This window comes from Anoxynatronum sibiricum, from assembly GCF_039414295.1.
GTDB lineage: Bacteria > Bacillota > Clostridia > Peptostreptococcales > Tindalliaceae > Anoxynatronum > Anoxynatronum sibiricum.
Genome location: NZ_JBCITM010000003.1, coordinates 175,712 through 201,710, shown reverse-complemented (window position 1 = coordinate 201,710; position 25,999 = coordinate 175,712). Strand labels below are relative to the sequence as shown.

Sequence of the window (25,999 nt, the reverse complement as noted above, 5' to 3'; positions counted from 1 at the left end):
AGCCCGTTCCTCATTCGCCTTGTCTGCTGTTATTCAATCTGCGACCGGTGGTAAAGTCAATATTTTTTTTAAGCATCTGAATCGCTTCATGAACCGGATTGTAGTAGGGCATCATCCGCCGGGCCTTATACAAGTGCCAACGTGCTTTATCAATGAGATTTAAATCCATGTAAATCAAACCGATGTGATAATGCGCATACCCATTTTCCGGCAAAACTTCCAGAATTCTCTTTGTGTACTTTAGAGCTTCTTTGGAGTTTTGCATCTTGTAAAAATGTAGCTGCGCCAAACTGATCAGTGTGTAATGGTCTTCAGGATAAATAGCCAACACCTTCTGATAGTGCTCCATCGCCTTCTTGTAATGCTCTTCTTCATAATAGCAAGCAGCAATACCGCTGTGAATATCAGCAGTCAGCTCTTCCGATTTCTCGCCATCCATTTCACGCACTGCTTTTTTGTAGCACCGAATCGCCGCCTCATTATCTTCCATTTCATAAAAGACGTCGCCCAGCAGCTTCCAGTAGAATCCATTTTTCAGTTCTTTCTCCAGGGTTTTTTTTAAGATCATCACCGCTGCATCATACAAGCCCAGATTGCACATGGCAATGATCAGATTGCTCATCAGGAACGGATTGTCAGGATATTCCCTCACTGCTTTTTTTAGCAGTTGGACTGCTTTGTCTTCCATCCCATTGACAATATAAAAACTGCTGATGTTGAGGTATGGTTCTGGCGATTCCGGTCGAATTTTTGCCTGAAGTTGAAAGCATCGAATCACTTTGCCCAGATTACCTGCATGATCAAAAGCATATGCCAAATCCTCCAGCAAATAGTACCGTCGATACTTGCGCATAAAAAAAGGATTCATTCGTAATATCAATAATACGCCATGCAGAGCATTTCCTGGTCTTCCCTCTTTTAAATGACTTCGAATTTCCTGAAAAAAAAGGCGGCTGACTTCTTCCAACCGGTCACCATCAAAGGGGTATTTTTGCAACCACCCTTTTTCCAGCTCTTTGCCGGAGAGCTCGTTTTTGGGAAAGAAAACTTGCCCGTCAAGATGATGCGCAGGCAATTGATCCCGAACTCGCTGAAGCAGCGCAGCGCCCTGATGATTCTTGCAAAATTCCACAGCAATCCAATAGCCGGGAATCCGCCGATGATGCTTTGGCGTTGTGATGCTTTTGACACCACGAACTTTGCTCGTTGGCATCCCATCACTGCGAAGTTCACTTTCCACGGCCAGCTCTTTATAAAAGTACTGTCTAAGCAGTCGCATGCGTTCTTTTTTGGTTGCAGAAAAGATATATAAAATCATGGAGGCCTCCTTTCAGCCATCCTGAAAACAATATTGTTTCCAGATAATCCTTCTATTCATGAACACCATAATACCACAGAAAGGCCTGTTTCAAAAGAAGTATCCCTCAAAATCAGCTTTTAAACCACGCCTGACAATAAATGTCATGCCTGACGCCCATCTTTGATCCTCACTTAAAAATGTGCCGGAAAAATTGTCTGCCAGTCTCCTGTTGGGGTCTCTAAAACCACTACTTGCCATCGCCGGTAAGTCAGAACTTGCTTCACACGATGCATTTCTGGTATTTCAAACAGCATTCGTTGGCTGCCTGACTGAAAATGAATCAGCTGACGATGTTTCATGTATACAAATCCAGATTCGGCATTTCCTGTGAAATACGTGATTTGGCCGGTTGGTAATGCCTCCCATGGTTCGATCGCATCAATCACTTCTGTCCATTCATCTTCGAAATGATGAATGATAACAACCCTGGAGTCATCTTGCTGCAATGGATACACCAGCCATGGATAATTGAAGTAAATCGATTCACTCGCTTCCATCAAGTCGCCGTATTGTTGCACTTGCGTTTGTTGAACCTGTTGGTTCAGGTGATAAGTTATCATTTTTCCAGTATTATCAGGATTTTCTGAGTCGGTATCAACAGGCAGGGCACCATACAACAGGTAAGGGTACGTCTCACTGAAGACGGGTTTTCCAATGATGCTGTACCCTTCTGAAACCTGGTTTAGAAATTGCGTTTCACGGCGGTCAAGTGAGTAAATTCCCACCTGAACGGGTTTTGATGACTGATCGTCGATTTTCCGGGCACCGGGATTAAGCAAAAAGGCAATGGTTGTTTCTTCAAGGTTCATTTGTGGCCGAATTCCTGGAAGAAAGGCGTGAATCTGCCGACCAGAATCAGCCCCATATGTGATAAACTGTTGTGGATGAGTTTCATCACAATCCTGTTGTTCCACCAGCAGATACCCCCCTTTTGGAGAGATAGTCACTTGACTGGTCCAGTCGTGGCAAAACCAGTGGACAGTCAGCGGTGTGAGCTGTGTCATTCTGCCCGTGACAGTGTGATAGGCAGCCAAACTCCCGGAAACTTCGTCAAAAAAAACAATTTTACTGCCATCGGGACTTAAGAGGAAATCTGGTGGTGTTCCTTCATCATCTGGTATTTTTGCCTGTAAAATCACCGGATTCTCATCTTGTAGATTGCGAAAATGGACCAGCCCACTGTGTTTGTCTGAAAAACGTCCCACAGTCAGAAAGCCCTGCAACAACGGATAAACCCTGGTTGGTTCAAATTGTTGTTTCTCCATAAATTCAACAGCCGTTTCCCAGTGATTTACTTGTATCTGACGCCTCTCAGGTAATAAATGAACCATTGTATTCAGATCATGTGACAACGCATATAATTCCTGGTCTTCTTCATACAGGCTGTAAGATTCACCCGGCCATTGAAACGTCACCTGCCCAGCCAGTATTTCAATGACCGGCATTGACTCAACCTGGATGAACCGGGGACTGAGATCCACCTGAGGACGACTGACTTCATCCATTTTATCTGTGACATTTTCACTGCAACCAACCAGCAAAAAAATGGCTGCCAGCAGCAATGTCTGAAATTTGTATTTTTGTCGTTTCAACATATGAAAATCATCCTTATCCAACATCTTGATTGCCGGTTCTCCGCATCTGCTCTCCAATAGACATCATCATGGGAGAGCGAACTACCATCGATTCTTGTTTAATCCACATAAGGGAGTGTTCCAGTTTTGTCAAAATTCTCTCGTTTCAAGTTCATTGTACCATTTTTTCTTATTGGCATTCTATTCATTGGTATTTCTGGCAGATATCTCTCCACCAATCCATTCAAAAATCACTTATCGGTTCATCTTATCGATGTGGGACAGGGTGACAGCCTCTTTATCCGCACACCTTCAGGAACAGGTTTGCTCATAGATGCCGGCGATGCTTCAGGCGGCGATCTGGTGGCAGCCTATCTTAAACGGCAGGGAATCCGCAAAATTCCTCTGGTGGTTGCCACCCATCCTCATGCCGACCACATTGGCGGCATGGAGACGGTTTTGACACAGTTCGATGTAGATACTGTCTATCTCCCACCGGTGGTTCATACCAGCCGTACATTTGAATCGCTGTTGAACACCGTCGAATCTGAGGGCCAACAGCTTGTTGCTGTTACTGAACCAACGATCATCCTGGATGAGGAAAATGTGGTGGTGCGGATTCTGACCACCGGCCACGATTTTGGGGATCATCTCAACAACTGGAGTTTATGGGTTCATGTCACTCATGGACAGCAGTCTTTTCTTTTCACCGGTGATGCTGAGCAGGAAGCAGAATTGCTGGCTGTCGAAACATTTCCAGCTGAATGGCTCCGGTCAACAGTACTAAAAGCCGGACATCATGGCAGCAACACCTCTTCCACGCAAGCCCTCTTAGAGATGGTATCGCCTGAAGTGGTGCTGATTTCCTGCGGTCGGAACAATGCGTATGGTCATCCCCACAAAGATGTCATCTCCCGGCTGGAAGCGCTGGATGTCTGGATTTATCGCACTGATCTTCAGGGGCATGTCACCTTGTACAGTGATGGTACGACTCTTCGTTCCTATCAGGCCCCGGCGAATGCTTTACGTGACCTGCCTGCGACGAAACCGGCGACGCAATGAGCACACTTGCTCCAAAAGTGGCCGGGCATCTGCCAATGAGATTTCTGTTTGTTCCAGAAAACACCTGTCCATCGCTTCTAAGAACGATCTCATCTGTTCAGGGTTATGCGCCTCTTGATTTGACAACCGATAATCATCTACCATCTTCATCACTCTTTGCTCTGCTTCTCCACCTGGCAGCGAAGGAACTGGAATCGCTTTTAAAGGCGATGCATAGAGTTCCAGATCGCTGCCTTTCATTTTTCCGTACTGACTTAACCAGGCGTAACACAGGGCCGAGTTCAGCCATGCAACCAAATAATCCAGGGAATGAAAACATGTCTCGCGTCTTTTCAGATAATAGACATCGGCACTGGCGTACCAGGGTGTGTTGGATCGGGCAAATACATTCAGCATCGCCCGTTGCGGTGCCACAATTTTGACTGATTCGAAAATATCCGGATCTCTCGGCCAGTGAAGCGAATGCCATTTTCGCAGCCCCATCGCCACCTCCCGGCGTTTTTCCAGAATGGGACGATATGGTGTCAGGTGCTGCTCCAAAGGCTTTATCCGGCTGATATCAGGCAGATTTTTATCTGTCAGGTAAAGTAACCACTGGTTTGATGTGCATGCCACCTCATAAGGCCATATGTGGCTGTTTTTAAAGAATGGCTTTATATAAGGCGCCACTTCGGGAGCTGCTGTCACCAGTTGATCTTTCTCAATTTCATCCAGTACAAAGATCCCCGTCCCCGGCGCCACATCAGCTACTAAATCGTTGTGTCGTCTGGTAAGCCGGTCGGCACCCGAAACCAATCCCTGATTCACATAGCAAAGGTCTTGAATCTGAAAAACCGTCTTCTGCTCCATCTGTTGCAATAAGCTCTTATTCCTGCCGGGCGACCGCACCATCAATTGACCTCTTTGGTCAAACAAGGCAGATGTACTCGCAAAAACAGCAGGAGAAAGGCTCGTTAAACCTTGATGATACAGCAGGTTAAACAAGGCTGTTCTGTCCATGGGTTGATTCAGGTGAAGCAGCCTTGGCAATACCGAAAGACCTTCGCCGGCTACCCCCAGACAATAAATCAGGTTATGCTGCCCCTTCGCATGGGGAAAGATCATGGTTTTTTCAGGATTGATCAACCAATGAAATACTACTTCTCCATGAAGACGTTGCCTCAATTTGCGAGCTCCATCAGCTGTGGTGAAGTAACTGGTAGTGATGTAGCACAAACATCCCTTTTGGTGCAGGAGATCCAGTCCCCGATGCAAAAAATAATAGGAAAAATCCATATTTTTTTCATAATACAAGGCCCCCGCCCGTGTACTGCGGGCACTATCAAAAAGACGCCTGTTGCCCTTTTCCCCCAGATAAGGCGGATTTCCCAGAATAAGCTGATAGCGTTCGTCAGCAGCGGGCTCCCAGGTGAGCGCATCGCCACATTCCACCTTTAAGTGGATATTTTGTATGCCAGGCGTTATGACCGATACGCCCCCCTGGCGCATCATTTCAATACGCAACAGCATATCCGCCATCATCACAGCTTCCGGTTCCTTATCCACACCTGTCAGATGTCGCGATCCGATTTTCATGACCACATCAGCCATTGATACTGCTAAACCCCGTTTTTCGTTAACCCAGTTGGACACTGCCGCCAGCTGGATTAACCCCTGCCGCAGAAAAACACCGCTACCGCAGGATAAATCCAGCACCGTTATTAAGTCTAACCACTCTTCCTGAGCTTCTAATATGCCAGCTGGTATGCAACCGGGATCATTCTCCGATTTGATCAGATCCAGCGGAAACCATGCCGAGGCACTGCAACCTTTCATCCACTGATGATAGTGTGTTCTTAATGACTCTTTTACCATGAAGGCCGCCAAGGGTGTCTCTGTGTAATAACTGCCACTGCTTTCCCGAAAGTCGGGATTCATCGATTGCTGAAATAACTCATCAAGTATTTCGGTTTGAAACAGATCAACTTTATTCAGATTATCAAAAAGATCATGCGCGCCCTGCGTTTCCATGTTCAACAATTCCAGATCTTCATGAAGCGGTGCAGCAGCAAGCGTGTTTACTCCAAGTTTTCTCATCACAAGCCACAATAACAACCGGCATGATGGAATCCTTTTTGTCAGGTGGCTTAAACTTTCTTCCAGCTGATTGAGAACCGATTGCCATGAAGTCATTTTTCAGCCGCCCTTTCATGATGATTTTAGCCCATTATAGCATATCTAATTCGATGGGAATTCCGCCTGATTTATCGTGCATGTGTTGAAATTTTAATTTTTGTCGCCATATTTTTACAGAGATGCTCTTTTTTTACCGATAAATACTGTAAAGGATCTTTTCTTTTCACCATACACGGGATATTGTTCAATTAAAGGGTATTTATCTTATAAAGAGGTGATTTGATGAGTGTTTCATCTGTCAACCGCCACCGCATTTCCACTTATCAAGTGAACCGAAGAAACAACAATCAGGATGTTTCACAGGTGGATCGTCTCGAACGAGTTAATCCGGTACAGAACAATACCGCCAGTGCCAACGACAATTTCACCATGTTTTCAGAGGTGTTCTATGGTAAGTTGATGGATCTGCGTCGATTTTATCAGCGATTTTATCTCCACGAGCAAGCTTTGGAAGATGTGATGGAGCGCTTTCGCCGCGGGTCTGACAATGTGCTTCCTGACGAACTTCTTGAGCTGATCATCGAACTGATTGAAAAATACAACCGCGCCTATCTGAGTCTCACTGTTTTTGAAAAAGAGATTGGCATTCACCACAGTCGACTGATGCTTCGAACCATACGAAAATATGAGGTATATTTGAATCGCCTGGGAATCACTCTATCCAGCACCGGACTTCTTGAAGTTAACCGCAGCGTTCTCAGTCGCAATCTGGAGCATCACCCCGATTATCTTCATGTACTGTTCAATTATCGTTCAGGACTTCTTTACGAACTCTATATGCAGTTCAAATCTGTTCAGGCTCACCCAAACCAAAGTCACTACCGCCAGGTTCATCAGCAACAAACGGAAAATTTCGTAAAGGGCACCATTGTTGATGAAAAATCCTGATATGCCACCTATTCTTTCAACCAAAGGAGTGATTTTATGCACCCGCCTTATGACACCAGGAAACTCTATTGGGAGGATTCATTTTTAACTGATTTCAAAGCCAAGGTAACTGAGATCGAAGCGACCGGTGATAGCACCGGTCTTTTTCGCGTGCAGCTAGACCAAACCGCCTTTTATCCTGAAGGCGGCGGACAGCCTGCAGATCAGGGCTGGCTCAATGATTTTCAGGTGATTCACGTTGAAGCGAAGGATGAGAAGGTCTGGCATATCTTGTCCAGCGATAATGATTGCACCATTCATGCAGGCGATATGGTTATTGGCACAATCGATTGGATCAGGCGTTTTGATCATATGCAGCAACACCTGGGCCAGCATCTGTTATCTGCTGTTTTATATAAAGATTGGAACGCTAACACCATTGGTTTTCACTTGGGCGAAAACACTGTCACCATCGACCTTGACCGCAACCAATTTCATTCCGACAATTACCGAGAAATCGAGAACGCAGTCAATCAACTGGTTTTCAGAAACCTGCCTGTCACCACTTGCCTCATAAGCACTGAAGAATATAACCGTTTAAAGTTACGGAAAACACCGGAACTCACCGACCCAGTACGCATTGTTGCCATAGAGGGTGTTGACCACTCGGCCTGCAGTGGAACCCACCCCTCCATGACAGGCTCTATTGGTCCGGTGAAAATCCTTAAGACCGAAGCATACAAGGGAGGCACCCGGATCACATTTGTGTGTGGTCAACGGGCCCTTTTGCAGTTTCAGCTGATGCAGCAGGAGCTGGACCACTGCAGCACCCTTTTGTCTGCCGGTCGGCACCAGATTTTGACCACATTGACTTCACATTTACAGGATTATCAACATCTGAAAAAGAGCTTTAAGACCTTGCAGACTGAATGGTGTCACCTGGAAGGACAACGGTTGATGACTTCGGCGATTTCTTTTGGTCATTACAGGGTGATCCGTCAGATATATGCTTCACTGGATGCCCCGCATTTACAATCAATCGCCAATATCCTAAAATCTGAGGCGAACAGTGTAGCACTGCTGGCAACCACTGCACCTTCTGTTCGATTCGTTTTCATAAACACCACTGATATATCAGGTCTTTCAATAAAAGAATTGATGATGTCACATTTGCACCACATTGAAGGCAAGGGTGGTGGCAACGCTGTCAGCGCTCAAGGTGGAGGTACCCACAAGGCTGGGCTTCCCCTCATGTTTGACGCACTGGAAGCAGACATCAAAAAATGGCTGCATGAAGCATCCATCGAAGAAAGGAAAGCCCCGACAATGAAGTGATCGCCCGACACAGGTCATTATGAAAGAGATTCTGAAAGAAACTCAAAAACGCTGCCTCCCGAGAGAGACAGCGTTATTTTTGTGGTGCGAGAGATGGGACTTGAACCCACACGTTCGTGCGAACACATGGCCCTCAACCATGCCTGTCTGCCGATTCCAGCACTCTCGCTAATGCAGCAAATTCCGGCTTCTTAATGAAACTTGAACTCCCGAAACCGCCTATCCCCGACCGAAATCTTTGCCGGTCACGTCACGTTGCAGGTTTACGGCTTGCTGAGCTTCCAACATAGCCCTTTCACCGAAACACTATAACAGTATAAACCCTTTTGAATCGACTGTCAAGCTTTATGAACCGCTTTCTGATGACTCGGCAGATGTTGTATCGTCGGTGGTATCTTCACGTTGTGGAATCAGATAAGCTGACTCAATCCCTCTGAAAATATTAAACTGATTGGGAGTCAGTTCGCCTTTCAGTGAAGTACGATGAAGCACAGCATGCTCTTTAAACAGAAGGCTGACATACGGCACCTCCTGTAGTAGATATTGTTGTAATTGATGCCAGCGCTCCAGCTTTTGAGTTTCATTGGGCGCCGCAAAAACTGATTCCAGCAGCTGATCAATGGTTGCATTCTCGTAGCCAATAAAGTTTCCGGCGGACTCCTGAGTGGAATGGAAAGCAAAGGATAAATCCGGCACCATGGAGAAATGCCAGCCAGTCAGCACAAGATCAAACTGCCCGGCAGCCAGCCGCTCTTGCAGTACTTGCCATGAAACAGTTTCCACTTCAATGGTGATTCCGACTTCTGCCAAAGCTTCAGCCACTGCATTGGCCATCTTTTCCCGCTGTGGATTTCCATCATTAGTCAGCAGTGTGAAAATGGCACTCTCCGGCAATTCAACGCTTTCCACTAACCTTCGCGCCTCTGTGACATCATGGGTGTAACGAAGCTCTTCTCCATGGTAAAGCCATGAAGTGGGAAGCACCGGCACATCTGTGAGGTGTCCGTGTCCAAAATAAATATTTTTCATAATCATGTCCCTGTCGATGGCGTGGGCCACTGCCTGGCGCAAATTTTGATTTTGCCAGATTTCCTGCCGAAAATTAAACCCGATAAATTCATATTGGGTTGAGGGATAGGAAATACCACTCACAGCCTCATGATCAGTATATTTGATCCAGTCAACAGTCAATGGCTCCACAAGGTCAATTTCGCCACTTTCAAAAAGGCTGAGTTGTGCCTGATGGTCAGGAACCACAATGACATCAATTTCTTCAATATAGGGTTTTCGCCCCCAGTAGCTGGGATAATAGTGCAGCTTCATTGAACGCGATGCCTCAAAACTCTCCACCTTGTAGCGCCCCGTTCCCACAAGGGGAAACTGACTACTGGTGAGGCGATTTCGGTTCTGGCCGGCGAAGAGGTGTTGGGGAAGCACCGGAAAAGCCAGTGTTTCCAGCATATTTGAGTAAGGCCTGGTAAATGTGAAACGCACTGTATGATCCCCTGTTTTACGAACATCGGACACCTGCTGCAGATTGTTGACATAAAGATTCGGGTAGGCCAGACTGGCTGCCTGTTCCCGCAGTACCTGGAATGTAAACACTACATCCTCGGGACTAAATGGTTCGCCATCATGCCATGTCACATTGCTACGCAGGTTGAACGTAATGCTCATTCCCTGGTCATCGAGTTCCCAGCTTTCTGCCAGCAATGGTTCCGGTTTCATATGATCATCGAAGGTGATCATACTTTCATAGATCAGGTGATACACCTGAAAGAGGGTATCGTTGTCATTCAGCAGCGGATTCATCTGTGTTGGTCTGGTAACCGCAAGTCGTAATGGCGGGCTGTCAGCCGGATGATAGTCCAGATCTGCGGTTTCCTCCGGAATTTCTTCAGGTATTTCAGCGACGTCAGATTGACAGGCTGTCAGGCCTGCGATTGACAGGAGCAGCGCCAGTCCAAGACCCAATAGTTGTTTTTGCTTCACAATAGTTCCCCTTTCATCAGCAGCCGTTATCTTGCTTCTTAGACCCGGTTTTGTTGTTTAGTTGCATCATCAATTCCTCCCATTGATGGTTGACACCTTTTTGGAGCATGTGTCGGTCACCATTGTTATCAATGAGAATATGGGATCGTTTCCGTTTTTCCGTTTGAGGCATTTGCGACTGGATGCGCGCACAGGCTTCCCTTTTTGACAGCTTACTGCGCTCCATCAAGCGCCTTACCTGTTTTTCTTCTTCGATGTCCACCAACCAAATTTGATCCACCAGTTGGTCTATCCCCGTTTCAAACAACAGCGGCACTTCCAGCACCAGTACTTGTCGTGGGTCATTCTCGCGAAACACCTTCATTATGTGAAGCATTTCCCGCCGAATTCGTGGATGAGTGATCTGATTAAGCAGGCGTCTTTTTTCATCATTCGCAAAGACTCCCCTTCCCAATGCTTCTCTGTTGAGTGTTCCATCCGCCTGAAGTATCATCGTCCCAAAAGCTTCCACAATTTCATCGAGAGCTGGTTTTCCCTTTTCCACCACTTGACGGGCCACCTGATCTGCATCCACCACCCAAGCCCCTTTTTCTTTTAACATGGCTGCTACAGTGCTTTTGCCGGAGGCGATTCCGCCGGTTAGCCCGATGATTATCTTCATGTGCGTTACCTCATTTCGCATCAAACCAATTTGTTGCCACCGACAGGTCAACCTTCAGAGGAACTGACAGCTCAGCTGCCTCTTCCATCGCCTGGCGAAGCAGCAGGCTTACCGGTTCCACCTCTTCCGGCGGTGCTTCCACAATCAATTCGTCGTGCACCTGTAAAATGAGTCTCGCCTGATAGTTTCCTTTCTTCAGTTCATCTGCAACCCTCACCATGGCAACTTTGATAATATCGGCAGCACTTCCCTGAATGGGAGTGTTCATCGCCATGCGTTCTCCAAAAGAACGAAGGTTGAAGTTTTTTGAGTTAATCTCGGGAATATATCGGATACGATGCAGCAAAGTGGTGACATACCCTTTATCCCTTGCCCGCGTCACCATTTCATCCATATAGGTCTTAACACTGGCATAGCGATGCAGGTAGTCGTCAATATACAAACGTGCCTGCTGTCGGCTGATGTTCAGATTGTTGGACAGTCCAAAGTCGCTGATGCCATAAATAATGCCGAAATTAACTGCTTTCGCACTGCTACGCATTTCTCCGGTGACACTTTCTTCCGACACCTGGAAAATTTCCGCGGCCGTACGAGTATGAATGTCAGCTTCTTCTTTGAAAGCCTTGATAAAACCAGGGTCCCCTGATAAGTGAGCCATAATGCGCAGTTCAATTTGTGAGTAGTCGGCATCGATTAACTGCCAGCCTTCTCTGGCGACAAAAACGCGTCGCAGCTGTCTTCCCATCTCTGTACGCACCGGAATATTTTGCAGATTCGGGTCAGCACTGGAAATCCGGCCAGTTGCGGCAACCGTCTGGTGGAATGTGGAGTGAATGCGTCCGGTGCCCGCATTAACGATGGCCAGCAACCCGTCAATATAGGTGCTTTTAATTTTGGTCATCTGTCGGTATTCTAAAATCAAGGGTATGATCGCGTGTTCATTCTTCAACTTTTCCAGCACCGCCACATCGGTGGAATATCCGGTTTTGGTTTTTTTTACCGGTGGCAGGTTCAACCGGACAAAGAGCACTTCACCCAGCTGTTTAGTGGAATTCAAGTTAAATTCTGTGCCAGCTACTTCATGCACCTGTTTAATCAGATCATCAATTCGTTTTGCGTAGGTTATCTCAAAATCCTTAAGTAACGCAGCATCCAATTCTATGCCTTCTGATTCCATTTCGGCCAACACAAAAGCCAGCGGCATTTCCACAGATTCGTAAAGTGACAACATTTCCAGCTCCTGCAGTTGTCTTTTCAGTTCAGGTGTAAGGCGATGAATCAATGCTGTTCGCTGTACCAGATAAGCCACCATGGCTTCCATGTCCAGTTCTGTCTGTTTCTTTCGTTTTAGCCCGGTTCCCCACAGTTCCTTGGATGTCACCACTTTTTGTCCGTCATAGTGAAGCGACAGTGCTTCCAGATCATACGCAGCCTTGGAGGGGTTGATCAGATAGTCGGCAATCATTACATCAAAGGGAGCTCCATTGAAGGGTATCTGAACAGTTCCCCATGCCCTCTTCTCCAGTTTTAAATCATGTACTTTTTTCAGAATTGATGGGTCACCCAGCCACTTTATAATCCACGCCCTTGCCAGTGCCACGTATGAGCCGTTGCGGCAATCCAGCCACCAGCCGGTATTGCCATCAATGGTAAAAGCCGCTGCCACCGGCGACGGCCACCCTTCTGCATTGGTGTCTGTCAGCGTGTACCATGTGATTTCCTGGTGCTGTTGCACCTGTCCATCAAGTTCCTGTAGTGCTTCTATTGTGGTCATTTCAGGCCACAGATGCTTGTCAGCAGTCTTTTCGCTTTTGAAATCCGCCGGGGCAGAAATGCGTTCCAGAAGACTGTTAAATTCTAAGCGTCGAAAGAGTGCGGCAACTTCGGGATTCGACAATTCGCCAAGCCTTAGGTCATCCATCTTCAGTTCAATGGGTATGTTGGTAATAATCGTTGCCAATTTTTTACTGAGAACAGCTTCTTGCCGATGGCCATCGACTTTTTCTTTCAATTTTTTATTGGAAATTGCTTCTGATTGCTCCAACAGATTTTCAATGGTACCAAACTCCTGTAAAAGTTTGGTCGCCGTCTTTGGTCCAACCCCAGGAATGCCGGGGATATTGTCTGAGCTGTCCCCCATCAGACCTTTCAGATCGATAAACCGTTCCACCGGGATACCATATTCCTCTGTAAATCTGTCAGGATCGTAGACATCCATTTGAGTGATCCCTTTTTTGGTGATCATCACCTGTGTTTGCTCTGTCACTAATTGAAGGACATCCCGGTCACCAGAAACGATGGCCACTGTCATCCCATCACTTTCCGCCATTCTGGCCAGCGTTCCTATGAGATCATCTGCTTCAAAACCCTCCATCTGAATGCGATAAAGTCCCATGGCATCCAGTATTTCTTTCAGTGGTTCAATTTGTTCTGCCAGCTCCATGGGCATTTTTTTACGACCGGCCTTGTATTCAGTATAAGTATCGTGTCGAAATGTGGGTGCTTTCAGATCAAATGCAACTGCTGCATGATCTGGTTTCACTTCTTCAACAGCTTTAAATAGCATCGTTAAAAAACCATAGATGGCATTGGTATGTTCACCATCACGGTTGGTTAAGGGAGGTAGTGCATAAAATGCCCGGTTTAGCAGGCTGTTACCGTCAATAATCAATAGCTTGCGCTGGATCTGCTCCGGCATGATAACCATCCTTTCGTGAAGACTCTTTGTCATTGTACCATTTTGACGGGTTGCCGTAAATGAGTGCCAGTCCTAAAAGAAACACTTACAAAAGAATCTCCTTGACTTTCTTCCTCACTTTTGGTATTATTTTCTTCGTACCATGCCGCGGTGGCGGAACTGGCAGACGCAGCAGACTCAAAATCTGCCGATGGCAACATCGTGGGGGTTCGATTCCCTTCCGCGGCACCATATATGACTTAAGCTTCCAGAGAACCTGGGAGTTTTTTCATGTGCAAATATGCCTGCAGTTCCACTGGGAAGCAAAATACGTTGTCTTACAAAGTGCAATAAGGTAAAGCCTCCCGGCAATGGGCTGCTTTACCTTATTCTGGCAATTCCGGTCATCGTTATGTAAGGTATCAGATGCTCTTGATCTTGTTGCGATACGCATAAATGGCTGCCTGTGTTCGGTCATTCACTTTAATCTTCTTGAAAATATTGGACACGTGATTTTTGACTGTTTTTTCGCTGATAAAGAGGGTGTTGGCTATTTCTCTGTTGTTGAGGCCATCGGCAATGAGCGTGAGAATTTCATATTCCCGTTTGGTTAACTGTGCCTTATGTGTTTCCTGGCCGCTTCCTTCAACGTGGCGAATCATATTCAACTGGCTGGCTTCACCCTCTGCCATTGTCGGATACACATAGGAAACACCGTTATAAACTTCTCTGATGCCATGGATCAGCACATCACTTTCCGCGTCCTTTACAATGTATCCATTGGCTCCCAGGTTAAATGTTTCAAAAAGGTATTCGATCTCTTCGTGAAAGGTAAGAATGATCACTTTCGTGTTTTGATCCATATCTTTCAGTTTTCGCAAGGCTTTAATACCATTCATGTTGGGCATATTGATATCAAGAAGGGTGACGTCGGGATGCAGTTCCTTCACCTTTTGAAGGCACTCTTCGCCATCTCTGGCTTCTCCCACCACTTCGATATCGGGTTCAAGGGAAAGGATCTGACTCAACCCCTGGCGAACCAGAGAGTGATCGTCAACAATGAGAAGTCTGATTTTATCCATATTATACCTCCTGAAGTTGAAGTGGCAGAGTAACCGTCAGAATGGTTCCCTGCCCCGGTGTTGAGTCTATTTTAAGGTTGCCGTTGAGCAACTCCACTCGCTCTTTCATGTTCATAATACCAAACCCGTTTTCCTGACTGACCCTGACTCTGTTCAGATCAAAGCCCCGGCCGTTATCCCGAATCATTAACATCACCTGCTCACTTTCCTTTTTCAGCATAACTGTGCAGGCAGTGGCTTTGGCATGTTTGTTCACATTGTTTAATGCTTCCTGAACAACTCTGAAAAGAGCCAGCTTATGAATGGCGTCTTCCAACTGAAGCTCTCCAACAACCTCGAAGACAATTTTCAGACCGGAATCTGTTTCGAAATCTTCAATGTAGCGGCGCAGTGTCGGTTCCAGACCCAGATCATCGATGGCCATCGGTCGAAGGTTATAAATAATCTTGCGAATTTCTTTGGTGCTTTGACGAACAATTTGTTTCAATGACGCTGTTTCTTCCCGCGCTCTCTTCATGTCAATGTTCATCAGCTTCTCGCATAAATCTATTTTAAGAAGAATGTTGGAAAATGTTTGGGCAGGCCCGTCGTGAATCTCCCTGGAGACCCTTCTGCGTTCTTCTTCCTGTACCTGGATGATTTTTCTCCCCAGCAGCTGTCGCTGTTCCAAGTCTGTAATGGTATTGCTGAAGTCTTCCATATTGCCTTCCAGAAACTCCAGCGCAACACTAAATTTGGTAGTAAGTCTTTCTGCCCGCTCCAGAGTCGCCCGGGCATTGCGGATATGCATCTCAACATCTTTTCGTTCTCTGGCCAGTTCTTCTTCTTCCTGTCTTTTAATGATCAGCTGAATTTGAAGATCATTGGCCTGTTCATAGGCATTTCGAATCATTTCTTCACTGTGACGGGAAAAGTCCCGGCTGACGTCCACCAGTACCCGCCGACTTCTCTTTTCCTTGCGTTCCAACACCTCGACTTCATCGATAACCGCTTTCACCTTATCATTTATATGGCTTAGTTTATCTTCCAGGCGGGAGCACTCTTTGTTAAGAGTGTCAGTCATTTCAAATATTTCTTCTTTACTTTCTTCAATGGCTGTAAAAATGCGGCTGAGCACCTGGTTCATTTTTTCTGCATTGTTAACATATTCCTGCGCCATCTTTCGTACCCTCCCGCTTGGCCGTGTCTGCAACGGCAAACACTCTCTTAATCAGTCCATTCAATATTGTCCAGCTGTCCTCTGAAAGACTGACGAAAGGCTTTCAGGTATTCTTGCCTCAACTCCTGTTGCTCAATGGTTTCAGCTTCAGTCAAGCCTACCGTCCTCTTCTTCTGAGCTAATTGATTAATTCGTTCTATTTTCTGTTGATCAAGCACTTGCGTCGCTCCTTTTCTTCCTCGCTCATTTCTAACAACCATCATACCATAAAGGTACAAGAATGAATCACAAGGTCCTAATTTTTATCAAAATATGTGGCTGTGGTTCTATCTTTAGACCATCAACCTGCCAAAGATGCCAGGGCAGCTGCATATAGACTGGTCATCCTCAGAAGATCTTCCACTTTCATAAACTCATTTTTTTGATGTGCCAACTCTTCCTGTCCGGGAAACAACGGCCCAAAAGCAACACCTTTATCAAGCGCCCGGGCATACGTCCCACCACCTATGGTAAAGGGCTCACTGGTCAGATCTCCCGTGGCTTCGCGGTATACCTGCATGAGTTTCTGCACCAGCTCATCTTCTTTGGGAACGTATAGCGGTTCCACATCTTCATGCATGATCAGTTCAATATTGTTCCGTTTCAAAACTGGTGCCATACCCTTCAGCACTTGTTCTCCTTCAATTGTAATGGGATAACGTGTGTTGACCGTCCATGTTATTTCATGTTGGTCGCCTTTCACTTGCCCAACATTAAACACCAGTTTTCCCGATACATCATCTTCATAGCCGCATCCCATGGCCTTACCATTGACTTCAAGACCAATATGTTGATTATAAAACCCAATCAAACGGCTGACCCCTTCACTCAAACCCGGACACTCTGCCAGAAATAGTAACATATGTGAAATGGCATTTTTCCCTTTTTCAGGGGTGCTGCCATGGGCAGAAACACCCGGTGCCGTAATGATCACTTTTTCCTGAAGATCTTCCATGCTTAACTCAAATCCGGTTCTTCGGTTAAAAGAAAGAAACGACTCACTCATGGCTGATTTCAGATTTTCCGCAGCCGCCAACTTCACACAGCAACTGTCGGGCACCATGTTGGGAGCATTGCCGCCTTTTATTTCCTCAATAACCACATCTGCATTATCCTGATTCCACCGACCTTTAAGATCAAAAATCTGAATGCCTTTCTCTCCATGAATCAATGGAAACTCTGCATCGGGAGAAAAGCCTGTTTTGGGCCTTGGATAATGCTTAAAGTAAACCTCCAGGTCCTTCCATCCGGATTCTTCGTCTGTTCCAAAAATCAACCTGATTTTTTTTTGCAGCGGCAGTCCTGTGTCCGCCAGAATTTTCATGGCATAGAGGGACGCAACAGCAGGCCCCTTATCATCAATGATACCGCGGCCATATATCTTGTCATCATGAATTTCGCCGCCATAGGGAGGATGCTCCCACCCAGTTCCTTCAGGTACCACATCGAGATGAACCAGTACCGCAACAATTTCCTCTCCCGTTCCCAGATCAGCATGACCTGCGTATCCATCCACATTTGCAGTTTCAAATCCCAGTTCCCGAGCTAACTGTAACATGTACACCAGTGCCTGATTAACACCCTCGCCGAATGGCATTCCGGGCAGCGGTTCACTTTCCACACTTTTGATACGCACCAGCTGCTGTGAATGGTGAATGATCGACTCTCTGTACCTGTTCGTTAGTTCCATATACTGCTTCATGTACTGCTTCATGTCATCACTCCTTCTTGAATTTCATCTGCATTTTTTTGCCTTTGTCGGCAGAAGCAGGTTTGCATCTTTTGCTTTTTCCGTTATAATGATTATCGTAAGGAGGGTTGCTATGTTGAAGAAACCGCCACATCTGGCGCACCGAAAGAAAAGTCGGATGACTCTGATGCTGGTTCCCAATGATGCCAAAAAAATTCGGCAGTTCACCTGCCCCACATGGCTTCCAGGAATTTTATCAGGCGTACTTGTGTTGACTTTGACGTTACTGTCTGTCAGTACCGCGCGCTTTTCAAACCAGCTGGAAAATACTCAACAGGCATTAATAGCTGAAAAAATCACAGTGGCTGAACTGACGGAGGAAAACCGCCGGCATCAGCAGGAAATCGTCACACTCACAGATCAGTTCCATGAAATTGACGGGCGATTGTCGATGTTGAGTGAGCTGGAGAATAAGGTGTTACATATGGTCGGCCTGGAAACCGATTCATCTGGTGAAGAAACACTGACAGAAACCGGGGAGGATCCCACGGGTTCGGAAGAAGATTATTTTTCCCGCCAGTTTCTACTGGTCACCCGCTCCTCTGACAGTCGTTCACAAGGACCTGTATACGATACTTACGAGGTTGATGTTGCTCACCTTAGTGAACTCATTGAATCACAGACCACTTCCATGACTCAATTGGTTGATGATGTGGAAAAACAACTGGATTATCTGGATGCCCAGCCTAATCAGTGGCCTGCTTCAGGCCGTATTTCTTCTCGCTTTGGCTACCGGGTTTCCCCCACAAACCGCAGACGTACAGAATTTCACCAAGGTCTTGATATTGCCAACAGTTCCGGCACCAGCATCGCTGCCGCAGGCAGCGGCATCGTCACCTATTCGGGATATAACGGCGGTTATGGTCGCATGATCATCATTTCCCACGGGTATGGATATACCTCCGTGTATGCCCATAATAGTCAAAATCTGGTAGAGGTGGGCGACCGGGTGGAAAAAGGCGATCTGATTGGCCGTATGGGCCGAACAGGACGAGCCACCGGTTCGCATCTTCATTTTGAAGTACGGGTTCATGGAGATCCCGTTGACCCTTTGACAATTTTACAGTAACTTAACCCTAAAAAACAAGGAGGTCCCATGTTCAATAAAAAACAGGAATCAGCCAAGCCTCAGTTCGAAAAATTTGACACTCTGATCGGAAAAGCAACAGTGATTGAGGGTACCATCAAAACTGAAGAACCTCTCCGTGTGGATGGTTCAGTGCAAGGTGAAATCATCAGCAAGGCAGATCTCATCATTGGCGAAAGTGGTCGTATCAAAGGAAATATCGCCTGCCAGAACCTCTTATTGGCCGGCAGAGTCGAGGGTAATATTTCAGCCGGCGGTCAGCTTCACATTACCGCCACCGGCACTCTGCAGGGGGATGCCAGTATCCGCTCTTTTATTGTCGATGAGCAGGGCACTTTCGATGGCAAGTGTCAGATGGTGCAGGATTCAACAAGCCAAGGAAGCTCATCTGTCACTGAACCCTCCCAACAGCAGGATTCCAGTTCACGGCAAGGTGGGGCCAGCCGAAGAAACCGTTAACTGTTTCAGTACTGATGATTACCTTCAACATGACTGCCGCCGGAAAAACCGGCGGTTTTTTCGCGAAATTTTTTGACCTGATTCAGGGAACCAGTAATGTCAATGATTTGGGAACTATGGTGAATGACAAGGGAAGATGCCCACCCAACTCCCCATCCACATCTACATCCACCACTTCCGACGACATCACTTTAAATTCACGAACCCGGTAGTGCTTCATCCCACGCACAGGTTTGACGTCAGATTCCACCCTGCGACGAAGAAAGCTGAAAAACACATTCGCCACATCCTGTAATTCGCCGGCTTCCACCACCAGAAGGTCCAGCATTCCGTCATCCACCAACGCGCCTGGTACCAGATTTCGAAAACCGCCCACATAAGGGCTGTTGGCCGCCAGAAAAAAGAGGGTGTCCATGGTTTCCACCTTCCCATGAATTTCAAGCTGAATGGGAATGGGGTGAAAAAACTGTTTTGGAAATTCTTTTATCCCTTCCATGTAATATGCAAATTTTCCCAGTACCGTTTTTGCTTCTGAAGAAACTCGATGTGCCAGTTCCGGCAAGAGTCCGCCCGCTGCCACATTTAGAAAATAACGATCTCCAGCAAGGCCCACATCAACCTTACGGTGTTGATTCTTATGAATCATGGCTGAAAAATCCCTGATATTTTTGGGAATCTGTAAATAAGTTGCAAAATCATTCACCGTTCCCATGGGGTAGATGGACAACGGATGCTTGATTTCCTGTTTAATGATGCCGTTGACAATTTCGTTTACTGTACCATCTCCACCCATCACCACCAACTGCTCTACTTCAGGCACCATTTGTGAAAGAACCAGTTCCAGATTTTCATCTGCTTTTGTATAATGAAAGCTCAGTTTCATACCCCTTATCGACAACAGCTCCTGCAATTCTTCTGCCCGCTGTGACGCCAGCTTTCTCCCTGCATTTGGGTTGACAATCACTCCAATTTTTTTCATGATTTCCTCCTGATTCTGTCGCGTCAAAAAGATGCGCCCAATGAGTTTATCTTTGCTCATAAGTTATTGTTTATGTTTTCTGAAGCACTCTCAGGTGATGAATCATAAGATTGGGTCCTGATAGTGAATTAATGCATCGCTCATTGGTCGGTCAAGCCGCAGACGAAGGTTCATCAAACCTGACAGCAAGCGAATACCGTTGGTAAGTTGCTGCGACTTAACCGCCGCAATACTTAACCGCAAACAGTTATCCTCCGGATCTCTGAGATAAAATAACCTGCCGGGAGCGAAAACCAGATTGCGCTCAAGGGCTGATTCATACAACAACTGACCATTGATTTCCCGGGGCATCTGCAACCAGAAGTTTAATCCCCCCGCTGGTGTTTGAAAATGAACGCCTTCGGGCAACTGGTTCCTTAAATGCTGGGTCATAAGATCGAAGCGTTTCCTGTATTCCTCAGTAAGCACATCAAGATTACGCTCCCAGGCCCCCGAAATAAGATACTGTTCCAATGCCCGCTGCAGAAGACCCGAAGTGGAGATGTCACTTGATTGCTTGGCTGCCAGCAGCTTTTGAGTAGCTGCCCGAGGTACAATGAGGTATCCTAATCGAAGCCCTGGCATGAACATTTTTGAGAAGCTCTTGATGTATATCACTCTGTCATGCCTGTCAAGGGATTTTAGAGTCATCACCGGTTGATGATGAAATGATAGCTCATTGAGATAATCATCCTCAAGAATCATGAAATCATATTTTTCACTCAGCATAATGATTTGTTCCATTTTTTCGCGGGTATAAGAGATGCCAGTCGGATTTTGAAAATTTGGCATGACATAAAGCAACTGTGGCCTGGTTTCTTTGACAGATTTTTCTAGTAGTTCCAGTTGAATACCGTCAGATTCCAGCGGAATATCTGTTACTCGGGCACTTCTTGAAAAAAAAGCCTGCATGGCCCCACCATAGGAAGGCCGTTCAATCAACACGGTATCTCCCGGATATACCAGCCCTTTGGCCACCAAATCGATCCCCTGTTGAGCACCTGAAACCACCAGAATGTCGTCGGTGTCCGAATGAATGCCGGCGAGAGACGCCTGCTGCCTCACCGCCTCCCGCAGTGGCTGGTAACCTTGAGGATCTTGATACCCAAAGGCATAACCCTGATCTCTATCTAAAACAGTCAGCAATGCCTGCTTAAAGTCATCAACTGGAAAAAGATCCGGCGAGGGTGTAGCACTTGCAAAATTAATGGTGTCTGCCGTGATGACAACCGTTCGCTGGAACGACTGTTGCTGCTGCCGAAACTGTTGAATACTTTCCTGGTCCCATTCGTCTTCGGCTATTCCGGTTAGCAGCGACGTTCGTTTTCCATCATTCACATACGTACCACTACCCGTTCGTTTGACCACCAGTTTTTCACGTTCAAGCAAGTCATAAGCTTTCACCACTGTGACAGTATTCAGTTTCAAATGTGCTGCCATCTGACGCACAGAAGGCAGGCGATCTCCATGAACGATGCCGCCACCGATGATCAATTCTTTTAATTGACGGTATATTTGCATGTAGCGGTGTTCTGTGCTATGGTCATTCAGAGTGATCTGATTGATCCAGTTTGCCATAAAAATCCTCCATTCAGACTCAATGGACTAAGAGGTGAATCCATGTCCACCTATCGTGCACTAATTCCTTTTGCCCTCAAAAATAAGTGGGTCTACCTTTTGGGAGTTTTTTCGTTGCTTGCAGTCGATGCACTCCAGTTGATCATACCCGAAATACTGCGTCGACTAACGGACGGGTTGCAGACAGGCTCTCTTGGGCACCAGCAGTTGCTCAGCTACAGTCTGTTGATTGTCCTGATTGGCCTGTTCATCATGGTCTTTCGTTTTTTTTGGCGCATTTTAATTATCAACGCTTCCCGCAGGCTGGAGTATGAGCTGCGCAATCAACTTTTCGATCATTTGCTCAGCCTTTCTCCCTCCTATTATAGCAGAAAAAAGACAGGAGATTTGATGGCACATGCCACCAACGATATTATGGCCGTCAGAATGGCTGCCAGCGCCGGAGTCATCACCCTCACCGACGCATTATTTCTCAACATCGCTGCCATTACAATGATGATGCTCACCACCGACGTACGCCTGACACTGATCGCCCTGATTCCCATGCCCATACTGGCCTTTTCCATTTATCTTTTCGGCGATGCCATTAACCACCGTTTTAAAAAGGTACAGCGGTCGTTTTCCATGCTGACAGAAAAGGTGCAGGAAAACATTTCCGGCATCCGCGTAATTAAGTCTTTTGCGCGTGAAGATATTGAAATGCAACGCTTTCACGAAGCAAATCAAGATGTGTTTCAAAATAATATGAAACTGGCATTGCTGTTCGGCACTTTTCACCCTGCTATTCAGTTCATTTCCGGGATCAGCTTTGTGGTCACACTGCTCTACGGTACCCGTCTGGTATTGTATCAAACCATCACATTGGGTGATTTTGTTGCCTTCAATGCATATCTGATTTCTCTGGTTTGGTCAGTTCCGGTTATTGGGTTTGTTATCAACATTCTTCAACGGGGCGCTGCATCCCTCTCCCGCATTAATGAAGTACTGGCAGTTGAACCGGATATCAAACAGGCATCAACGCCCATTTCTTTACGCGCCATGTCAGGTGCTTTTTCTTTTCACCAGGTTTCCTTCCGCTATCCGGGCAGTGATACCGAAGCTCTGAAAGATTTTTCTGTCTCGGTTTCACCTGGCGAGAGCCTGGGAATCATGGGAAAGACCGGCAGTGGAAAAAGCACCGTGCCGACCTTGCTGCTGAGGCTTTATGATGTTGATGCTGGCCATGTTTCCATTGACGGTCATCCAATCAAAGCGCTTTCTTTGAAAAACTTGCGAAATCAAGTGGGTTATGTCGAGCAAAACAGCTTTATTTTTTCTGCCACCATCGCCGATAATATCGCCTTTGGTACTGATACCATCAGCCTTGAAACCATTGAACAAGCTGCTGAAAAAGCCGGACTTCACAGCGATATTTGTCGATTTCCAAAACAATACCATACAATTGTCGGAGAACGGGGCGTGACCCTTTCCGGCGGGCAAAAACAGCGTCTGGCCATTGCCCGCGCATTGGTGAAGAACCCAGCATTACTCATTTTCGATGATGCTCTTTCTGCCGTGGATACTCAAACCGAAAAACAAATTCTCGACAGCCTGAAAGAAACCATCACCAATACAACGACTCTTATCATTGCCCACCGAGTGTCTACACTGCAGCAATGCCAGCGTATTCTTGTTCTTGAAGATGGTCAAATCATTGAATCAGGAACCCATGAGCAACTGCTTCTGTTGAATGGTTATTATGCTCGCCAGCATCAACGACAGCAGCTGGAAGAAGAGTTGTCTTCCGGTGAAAGGAGTGCTACCCATGAATACCTTCCATGAAGAGGAAAAGCTGGCAAAAACCTATGACAGTCGCCTGATGATGCGTCTCCTCAGTTACGCCAAGCCATACCTTGCATTGATTATGGGGTGCATCGTATTGCTGGCCTTTATTGCAGCGACCGACTTGGCTCAACCCTACCTGTTTAAGGTGGCCATTGATGATCATCTTAATTACAGCACCAAAACCTACGACCTGCATGATACTGCCAGACAGCATTTCGATGTGACAGCAACTGACAAGACGCTGACCATTTACCAAGAAGACGGAGTTCGTTATCACCTGTCAACTGAGGGTCGTCAATTTCCTTTGTCTGATGAAGCTGTCACCTACTTACGCCAACAAGACTATCGGGCCATCATGCAGTTGGCTTTGCTGCTGGTCTTCATCTTTATCGCCGGTTTCATTATGAATTTTTTGCAGGTATATCTGTTGAATTATGCAAGCAACCGTATTATCATGTCAATACGCCAGGAACTCTTTGACCATCTGCAACATATGTCTCTTGGCTATTTTGACCGTCAACCCGTGGGACGATTGGTAACACGAATCACCAATGACACAGAGACCCTTCATGAGATGTATACCAGCGTTCTGGTCAATCTATTTAAGGATGTTTTCCTCCTTGTCGGCATTGTGATCATCATGGTTCGCCTCAACCTGCAACTGGCCCTGGTTTCATTTAGTCTAATTCCCTTTGTACTGCTGGCCACCTGGTTTTTCCGTTCTAGAGTGAGAGATGCCTACCGTGAAGTGCGCACTCGTCTGGCCCGCATTAATACCAGTCTCAACGAAAACCTCTCCGGCGTTCGCACCATTCATGTTTTTGCAAGGGAGGCACAGCAGTTCCAGAGCTTTGACGACTTGAACCACGAGCATCTCATTGCCAACGAAAAAGAAAACCGAATATCTTCTGTATTTCGCCCTGCTGTCGAAATGATTGGTTCCCTTGCGTTGGCTGCTGTTGTTTATTTTGGAAGTCGTCAGGTAATATCCGGAACCATCGAGTTTGGCATTCTATTTGCGTTCATCAGTTATATCCGTCAGTTCTTTCAACCCATCAGTAACCTGACGGACAAATACAATATTCTTCAATCGGCAATGGCGTCATCTGAGCGAATTTTCCAACTCCTCGATCGAGCACCAGATATCAAAGATCATAGCGAAGCGTTGACTCCCGCCAACTTAAAGGGGCACATTACTTTTGATCATGTGTGGTTTGCCTACCAGGAAGAAGACTGGATACTCAAAGATATTTCTTTTAACATTCACCCTGGCGAGTCTGTCGCTTTTGTTGGCGCAACCGGCGCCGGAAAAACATCATTAATCCATCTACTCGCCCGTTTCTATGACATCCAAAAGGGAAGCATCTCCATCGATGGCATTGATTTGCGTAACATCAAACAATCCGCTCTGCGCCGTGAAATTGGCATTGTTCTTCAGGATGTCTTTCTCTTTTCAGGTACCATTGCCGAAAATATCAGCCTGTATCTTCCAGATATTTCCAGAAAACAGATCGAACAGGCTGCCAAAGAAGTGAATGCTCATGATTTTATCTCCAAGCTTCCCAATGGTTATGACGAACCGGTGATGGAGCGAGGTAATAATTTTTCCACGGGTCAGCAACAACTTATCTCTTTTGCCAGAACACTGGTCGCCTCCCCTTCCATTCTGGTGTTGGACGAAGCCACTGCCCATATCGACGCAGAAACAGAAGGTCTGATTCAACAGGCTATCCCCAGGCTGATGGCGGGGCGCACCACCATCGCCATCGCCCATCGACTTTCTACTATTCAGCATTGTGACCGAATCATCGTACTTCATCAGGGAGAGATTGTGGAAATGGGAAATCATCAAGATCTGTTAAAGAAGCGCGGCTATTATTACCGCCTATATCGTTTGCAGTATCAGGAGAACAATTCTGCATGACCCCGTAACGATTCATTTGAATAATGCATCATTGCGGGAAAATAATATTATTTCATGCAAAACGCCCTTTGTTGGCCACGTGGTCAGCAAAGGGCGTTTTGTGTATTGTGAAAGTTATGTTATCCTTCTTGCATTAAAGTTTTTTCCTGCATATCACAGGCATCCACCATGCAGGTATTCATCACGCAATGAATACATGTCAATACCCCACATTTTACTCTTTTTCCGGTTTTTTCCACCTTGTTTTCGGTTGGTTTCATTGACGATTCCCTCCTTCATGTTGAATGCTGTTAAAGAAATTATAGCAAAGCTAATATTGTCTGTCAACTGCAATTTGAAATTTTTTTTATTCATCTTTCATTTTGCAAAATTTCAT

21 protein-coding genes and 2 tRNA genes are annotated in these 25,999 nt (G+C 46.3%); 8 read left to right on the top strand and 15 right to left on the bottom strand.

The window, feature by feature from the left end; all coding sequences use genetic code 11:
* Positions 1–10: 10 nt before the first annotated feature.
* Entirely contained in the window at positions 11–1,318 is a 1,308-nt protein-coding gene (locus AAIG11_RS04605) for a tetratricopeptide repeat protein (protein WP_343185071.1), read from the bottom strand.
* 173 nt (positions 1,319–1,491) lie between these two features.
* Entirely contained in the window at positions 1,492–2,955 is a 1,464-nt protein-coding gene (locus AAIG11_RS04600) for a hypothetical protein (RefSeq protein WP_283407613.1), read from the bottom strand.
* A 126-nt stretch (positions 2,956–3,081) separates the two neighbouring features.
* Between AAIG11_RS04600 and AAIG11_RS04595 the strand changes: the two genes are divergently transcribed.
* Positions 3,082–3,996, top strand: a complete 915-nt coding sequence (locus tag AAIG11_RS04595; RefSeq protein ID WP_283407614.1) for a ComEC/Rec2 family competence protein — start codon at positions 3,082–3,084, stop codon at positions 3,994–3,996.
* On the opposite strand, the gene AAIG11_RS04590 is transcribed toward AAIG11_RS04595, so the two are convergent.
* Both AAIG11_RS04590 and AAIG11_RS04585 read right to left on the bottom strand, forming a co-directional pair.
* Entirely contained in the window at positions 3,958–6,006 is a 2,049-nt protein-coding gene (locus AAIG11_RS04590) for an Eco57I restriction-modification methylase domain-containing protein (protein WP_343185070.1), read from the bottom strand. The genes AAIG11_RS04595 and AAIG11_RS04590 overlap by 39 nt on opposite strands.
* A gap of 19 nt (positions 6,007–6,025) precedes the next feature.
* Positions 6,026–6,187 (bottom strand): hypothetical protein, encoded by a 162-nt coding sequence (locus AAIG11_RS04585; RefSeq protein ID WP_343185069.1) that lies wholly within the window; start codon positions 6,185–6,187, stop codon positions 6,026–6,028.
* A 206-nt stretch (positions 6,188–6,393) separates the two neighbouring features.
* Here AAIG11_RS04585 and AAIG11_RS04580 point away from each other — a divergent pair, with 206 nt between their 5' ends.
* On the top strand, positions 6,394–7,059 hold the full coding sequence (locus AAIG11_RS04580) for a hypothetical protein (RefSeq protein ID WP_343185068.1): 666 nt from the start codon (positions 6,394–6,396) through the stop codon (positions 7,057–7,059).
* Between the two features lie 36 nt (positions 7,060–7,095).
* Positions 7,096–8,373: an alanyl-tRNA editing protein gene (locus tag AAIG11_RS04575; protein ID WP_343185067.1), complete on the top strand. Its 1,278-nt coding sequence runs from the start codon at positions 7,096–7,098 to the stop codon at positions 8,371–8,373.
* A gap of 82 nt (positions 8,374–8,455) precedes the next feature.
* Here the strand turns inward: AAIG11_RS04575 and AAIG11_RS04570 are convergent.
* The 4 genes from AAIG11_RS04570 to polA all read right to left on the bottom strand — a co-directional run bounded on the left by AAIG11_RS04570 (position 8,456) and on the right by polA (position 13,724).
* Positions 8,456–8,542: transfer RNA gene (locus tag AAIG11_RS04570), tRNA-Leu, on the bottom strand.
* 176 nt (positions 8,543–8,718) lie between these two features.
* Positions 8,719–10,365 carry an ABC transporter substrate-binding protein gene (locus AAIG11_RS04565; protein WP_343185066.1) on the bottom strand — a complete coding sequence of 549 codons (1,647 nt, stop codon included), beginning with the start codon at positions 10,363–10,365 and terminating at the stop codon, positions 8,719–8,721.
* Positions 10,366–10,381: 16 nt separating this feature from the next.
* Positions 10,382–11,026, bottom strand: a complete 645-nt coding sequence (gene coaE / locus AAIG11_RS04560; protein WP_343185065.1) for a dephospho-CoA kinase — start codon at positions 11,024–11,026, stop codon at positions 10,382–10,384.
* A 10-nt stretch (positions 11,027–11,036) separates the two neighbouring features.
* Positions 11,037–13,724 (bottom strand): DNA polymerase I, encoded by a 2,688-nt coding sequence (gene polA / locus AAIG11_RS04555; RefSeq protein WP_343185064.1) that lies wholly within the window; start codon positions 13,722–13,724, stop codon positions 11,037–11,039.
* A gap of 144 nt (positions 13,725–13,868) precedes the next feature.
* Between polA and AAIG11_RS04550 the strand changes: the two genes are divergently transcribed.
* Positions 13,869–13,955 (top strand) — tRNA-Leu (locus AAIG11_RS04550).
* 170 nt (positions 13,956–14,125) lie between these two features.
* Here the strand turns inward: AAIG11_RS04550 and AAIG11_RS04545 are convergent.
* The 4 genes from AAIG11_RS04545 to pepV all read right to left on the bottom strand — a co-directional run bounded on the left by AAIG11_RS04545 (position 14,126) and on the right by pepV (position 17,697).
* Positions 14,126–14,785: a response regulator gene (locus tag AAIG11_RS04545; protein WP_343185063.1), complete on the bottom strand. Its 660-nt coding sequence runs from the start codon at positions 14,783–14,785 to the stop codon at positions 14,126–14,128.
* A 1-nt stretch (position 14,786) separates the two neighbouring features.
* The gene (locus AAIG11_RS04540; protein WP_343185062.1) at positions 14,787–15,944 is read right to left on the bottom strand and encodes a sensor histidine kinase; all 1,158 of its coding nucleotides are present in this window, start codon (positions 15,942–15,944) and stop codon (positions 14,787–14,789) included.
* Between the two features lie 47 nt (positions 15,945–15,991).
* Positions 15,992–16,162: a DUF896 domain-containing protein gene (locus AAIG11_RS04535; protein WP_343185061.1), complete on the bottom strand. Its 171-nt coding sequence runs from the start codon at positions 16,160–16,162 to the stop codon at positions 15,992–15,994.
* 122 nt (positions 16,163–16,284) lie between these two features.
* Positions 16,285–17,697: a dipeptidase PepV gene (pepV, locus tag AAIG11_RS04530; protein WP_343185060.1), complete on the bottom strand. Its 1,413-nt coding sequence runs from the start codon at positions 17,695–17,697 to the stop codon at positions 16,285–16,287.
* 109 nt (positions 17,698–17,806) lie between these two features.
* Between pepV and AAIG11_RS04525 the strand changes: the two genes are divergently transcribed.
* Positions 17,807–18,802: a M23 family metallopeptidase gene (locus tag AAIG11_RS04525; RefSeq protein ID WP_343185059.1), complete on the top strand. Its 996-nt coding sequence runs from the start codon at positions 17,807–17,809 to the stop codon at positions 18,800–18,802.
* A gap of 27 nt (positions 18,803–18,829) precedes the next feature.
* Entirely contained in the window at positions 18,830–19,279 is a 450-nt protein-coding gene (locus tag AAIG11_RS04520; protein ID WP_343185058.1) for a bactofilin family protein, read from the top strand.
* Between the two features lie 82 nt (positions 19,280–19,361).
* Here AAIG11_RS04520 and AAIG11_RS04515 read toward each other — a convergent pair whose 3' ends face one another.
* Positions 19,362–20,258, bottom strand: coding sequence for a diacylglycerol/lipid kinase family protein (locus AAIG11_RS04515; RefSeq protein WP_343185057.1), 897 nt, complete (start codon positions 20,256–20,258; stop codon positions 19,362–19,364).
* Positions 20,259–20,360: 102 nt separating this feature from the next.
* A complete protein-coding gene (gene pdxR / locus AAIG11_RS04510; protein WP_343185056.1) occupies positions 20,361–21,875 on the bottom strand; it encodes a MocR-like pyridoxine biosynthesis transcription factor PdxR in 1,515 nt (504 codons plus the stop codon).
* Between the two features lie 42 nt (positions 21,876–21,917).
* Here pdxR and AAIG11_RS04505 point away from each other — a divergent pair, with 42 nt between their 5' ends.
* Together AAIG11_RS04505 and AAIG11_RS04500 are read left to right on the top strand one after the other, a co-directional pair.
* Positions 21,918–23,696 (top strand): ABC transporter ATP-binding protein, encoded by a 1,779-nt coding sequence (locus tag AAIG11_RS04505; protein ID WP_343185055.1) that lies wholly within the window; start codon positions 21,918–21,920, stop codon positions 23,694–23,696.
* Positions 23,680–25,623 (top strand): ABC transporter ATP-binding protein, encoded by a 1,944-nt coding sequence (locus tag AAIG11_RS04500; RefSeq protein WP_343185054.1) that lies wholly within the window; start codon positions 23,680–23,682, stop codon positions 25,621–25,623. Before AAIG11_RS04505 ends, AAIG11_RS04500 begins: the two co-directional genes overlap by 17 nt.
* Before the next feature lie 119 nt (positions 25,624–25,742).
* On the opposite strand, the gene AAIG11_RS04495 is transcribed toward AAIG11_RS04500, so the two are convergent.
* Entirely contained in the window at positions 25,743–25,883 is a 141-nt protein-coding gene (locus tag AAIG11_RS04495) for a hypothetical protein (protein ID WP_283407631.1), read from the bottom strand.
* Positions 25,884–25,999 lie beyond the last annotated feature (116 nt).

Coding starts and splice junctions, on each gene's coding strand:
- AAIG11_RS04605 (WP_343185071.1), bottom strand. CDS start 1,318: ATGATTTTATATATCTTTTCTGCAACCAAAAAAGAACGCATGCGACTG.
- AAIG11_RS04600 (WP_283407613.1), bottom strand. CDS start 2,955: ATGTTGAAACGACAAAAATACAAATTTCAGACATTGCTGCTGGCAGCC.
- AAIG11_RS04590 (WP_343185070.1), bottom strand. CDS start 6,006: ATGGAAACGCAGGGCGCGCATGATCTTTTTGATAATCTGAATAAAGTT.
- AAIG11_RS04585 (WP_343185069.1), bottom strand. CDS start 6,187: ATGAAAGGGCGGCTGAAAAATGACTTCATGGCAATCGGTTCTCAATCA.
- AAIG11_RS04580 (WP_343185068.1), top strand. CDS start 6,394: ATGAGTGTTTCATCTGTCAACCGCCACCGCATTTCCACTTATCAAGTG.
- AAIG11_RS04575 (WP_343185067.1), top strand. CDS start 7,096: ATGCACCCGCCTTATGACACCAGGAAACTCTATTGGGAGGATTCATTT.
- coaE (WP_343185065.1), bottom strand. CDS start 11,026: ATGAAGATAATCATCGGGCTAACCGGCGGAATCGCCTCCGGCAAAAGC.
- polA (WP_343185064.1), bottom strand. CDS start 13,724: ATGCCGGAGCAGATCCAGCGCAAGCTATTGATTATTGACGGTAACAGC.
- AAIG11_RS04545 (WP_343185063.1), bottom strand. CDS start 14,785: ATGGATAAAATCAGACTTCTCATTGTTGACGATCACTCTCTGGTTCGC.
- AAIG11_RS04540 (WP_343185062.1), bottom strand. CDS start 15,944: ATGGCGCAGGAATATGTTAACAATGCAGAAAAAATGAACCAGGTGCTC.
- pepV (WP_343185060.1), bottom strand. CDS start 17,697: ATGAAGCAGTACATGAAGCAGTATATGGAACTAACGAACAGGTACAGA.
- AAIG11_RS04525 (WP_343185059.1), top strand. CDS start 17,807: ATGTTGAAGAAACCGCCACATCTGGCGCACCGAAAGAAAAGTCGGATG.
- AAIG11_RS04520 (WP_343185058.1), top strand. CDS start 18,830: ATGTTCAATAAAAAACAGGAATCAGCCAAGCCTCAGTTCGAAAAATTT.
- AAIG11_RS04515 (WP_343185057.1), bottom strand. CDS start 20,258: ATGAAAAAAATTGGAGTGATTGTCAACCCAAATGCAGGGAGAAAGCTG.
- pdxR (WP_343185056.1), bottom strand. CDS start 21,875: ATGGCAAACTGGATCAATCAGATCACTCTGAATGACCATAGCACAGAA.
- AAIG11_RS04505 (WP_343185055.1), top strand. CDS start 21,918: ATGTCCACCTATCGTGCACTAATTCCTTTTGCCCTCAAAAATAAGTGG.
- AAIG11_RS04500 (WP_343185054.1), top strand. CDS start 23,680: ATGAATACCTTCCATGAAGAGGAAAAGCTGGCAAAAACCTATGACAGT.
- AAIG11_RS04495 (WP_283407631.1), bottom strand. CDS start 25,883: ATGAAACCAACCGAAAACAAGGTGGAAAAAACCGGAAAAAGAGTAAAA.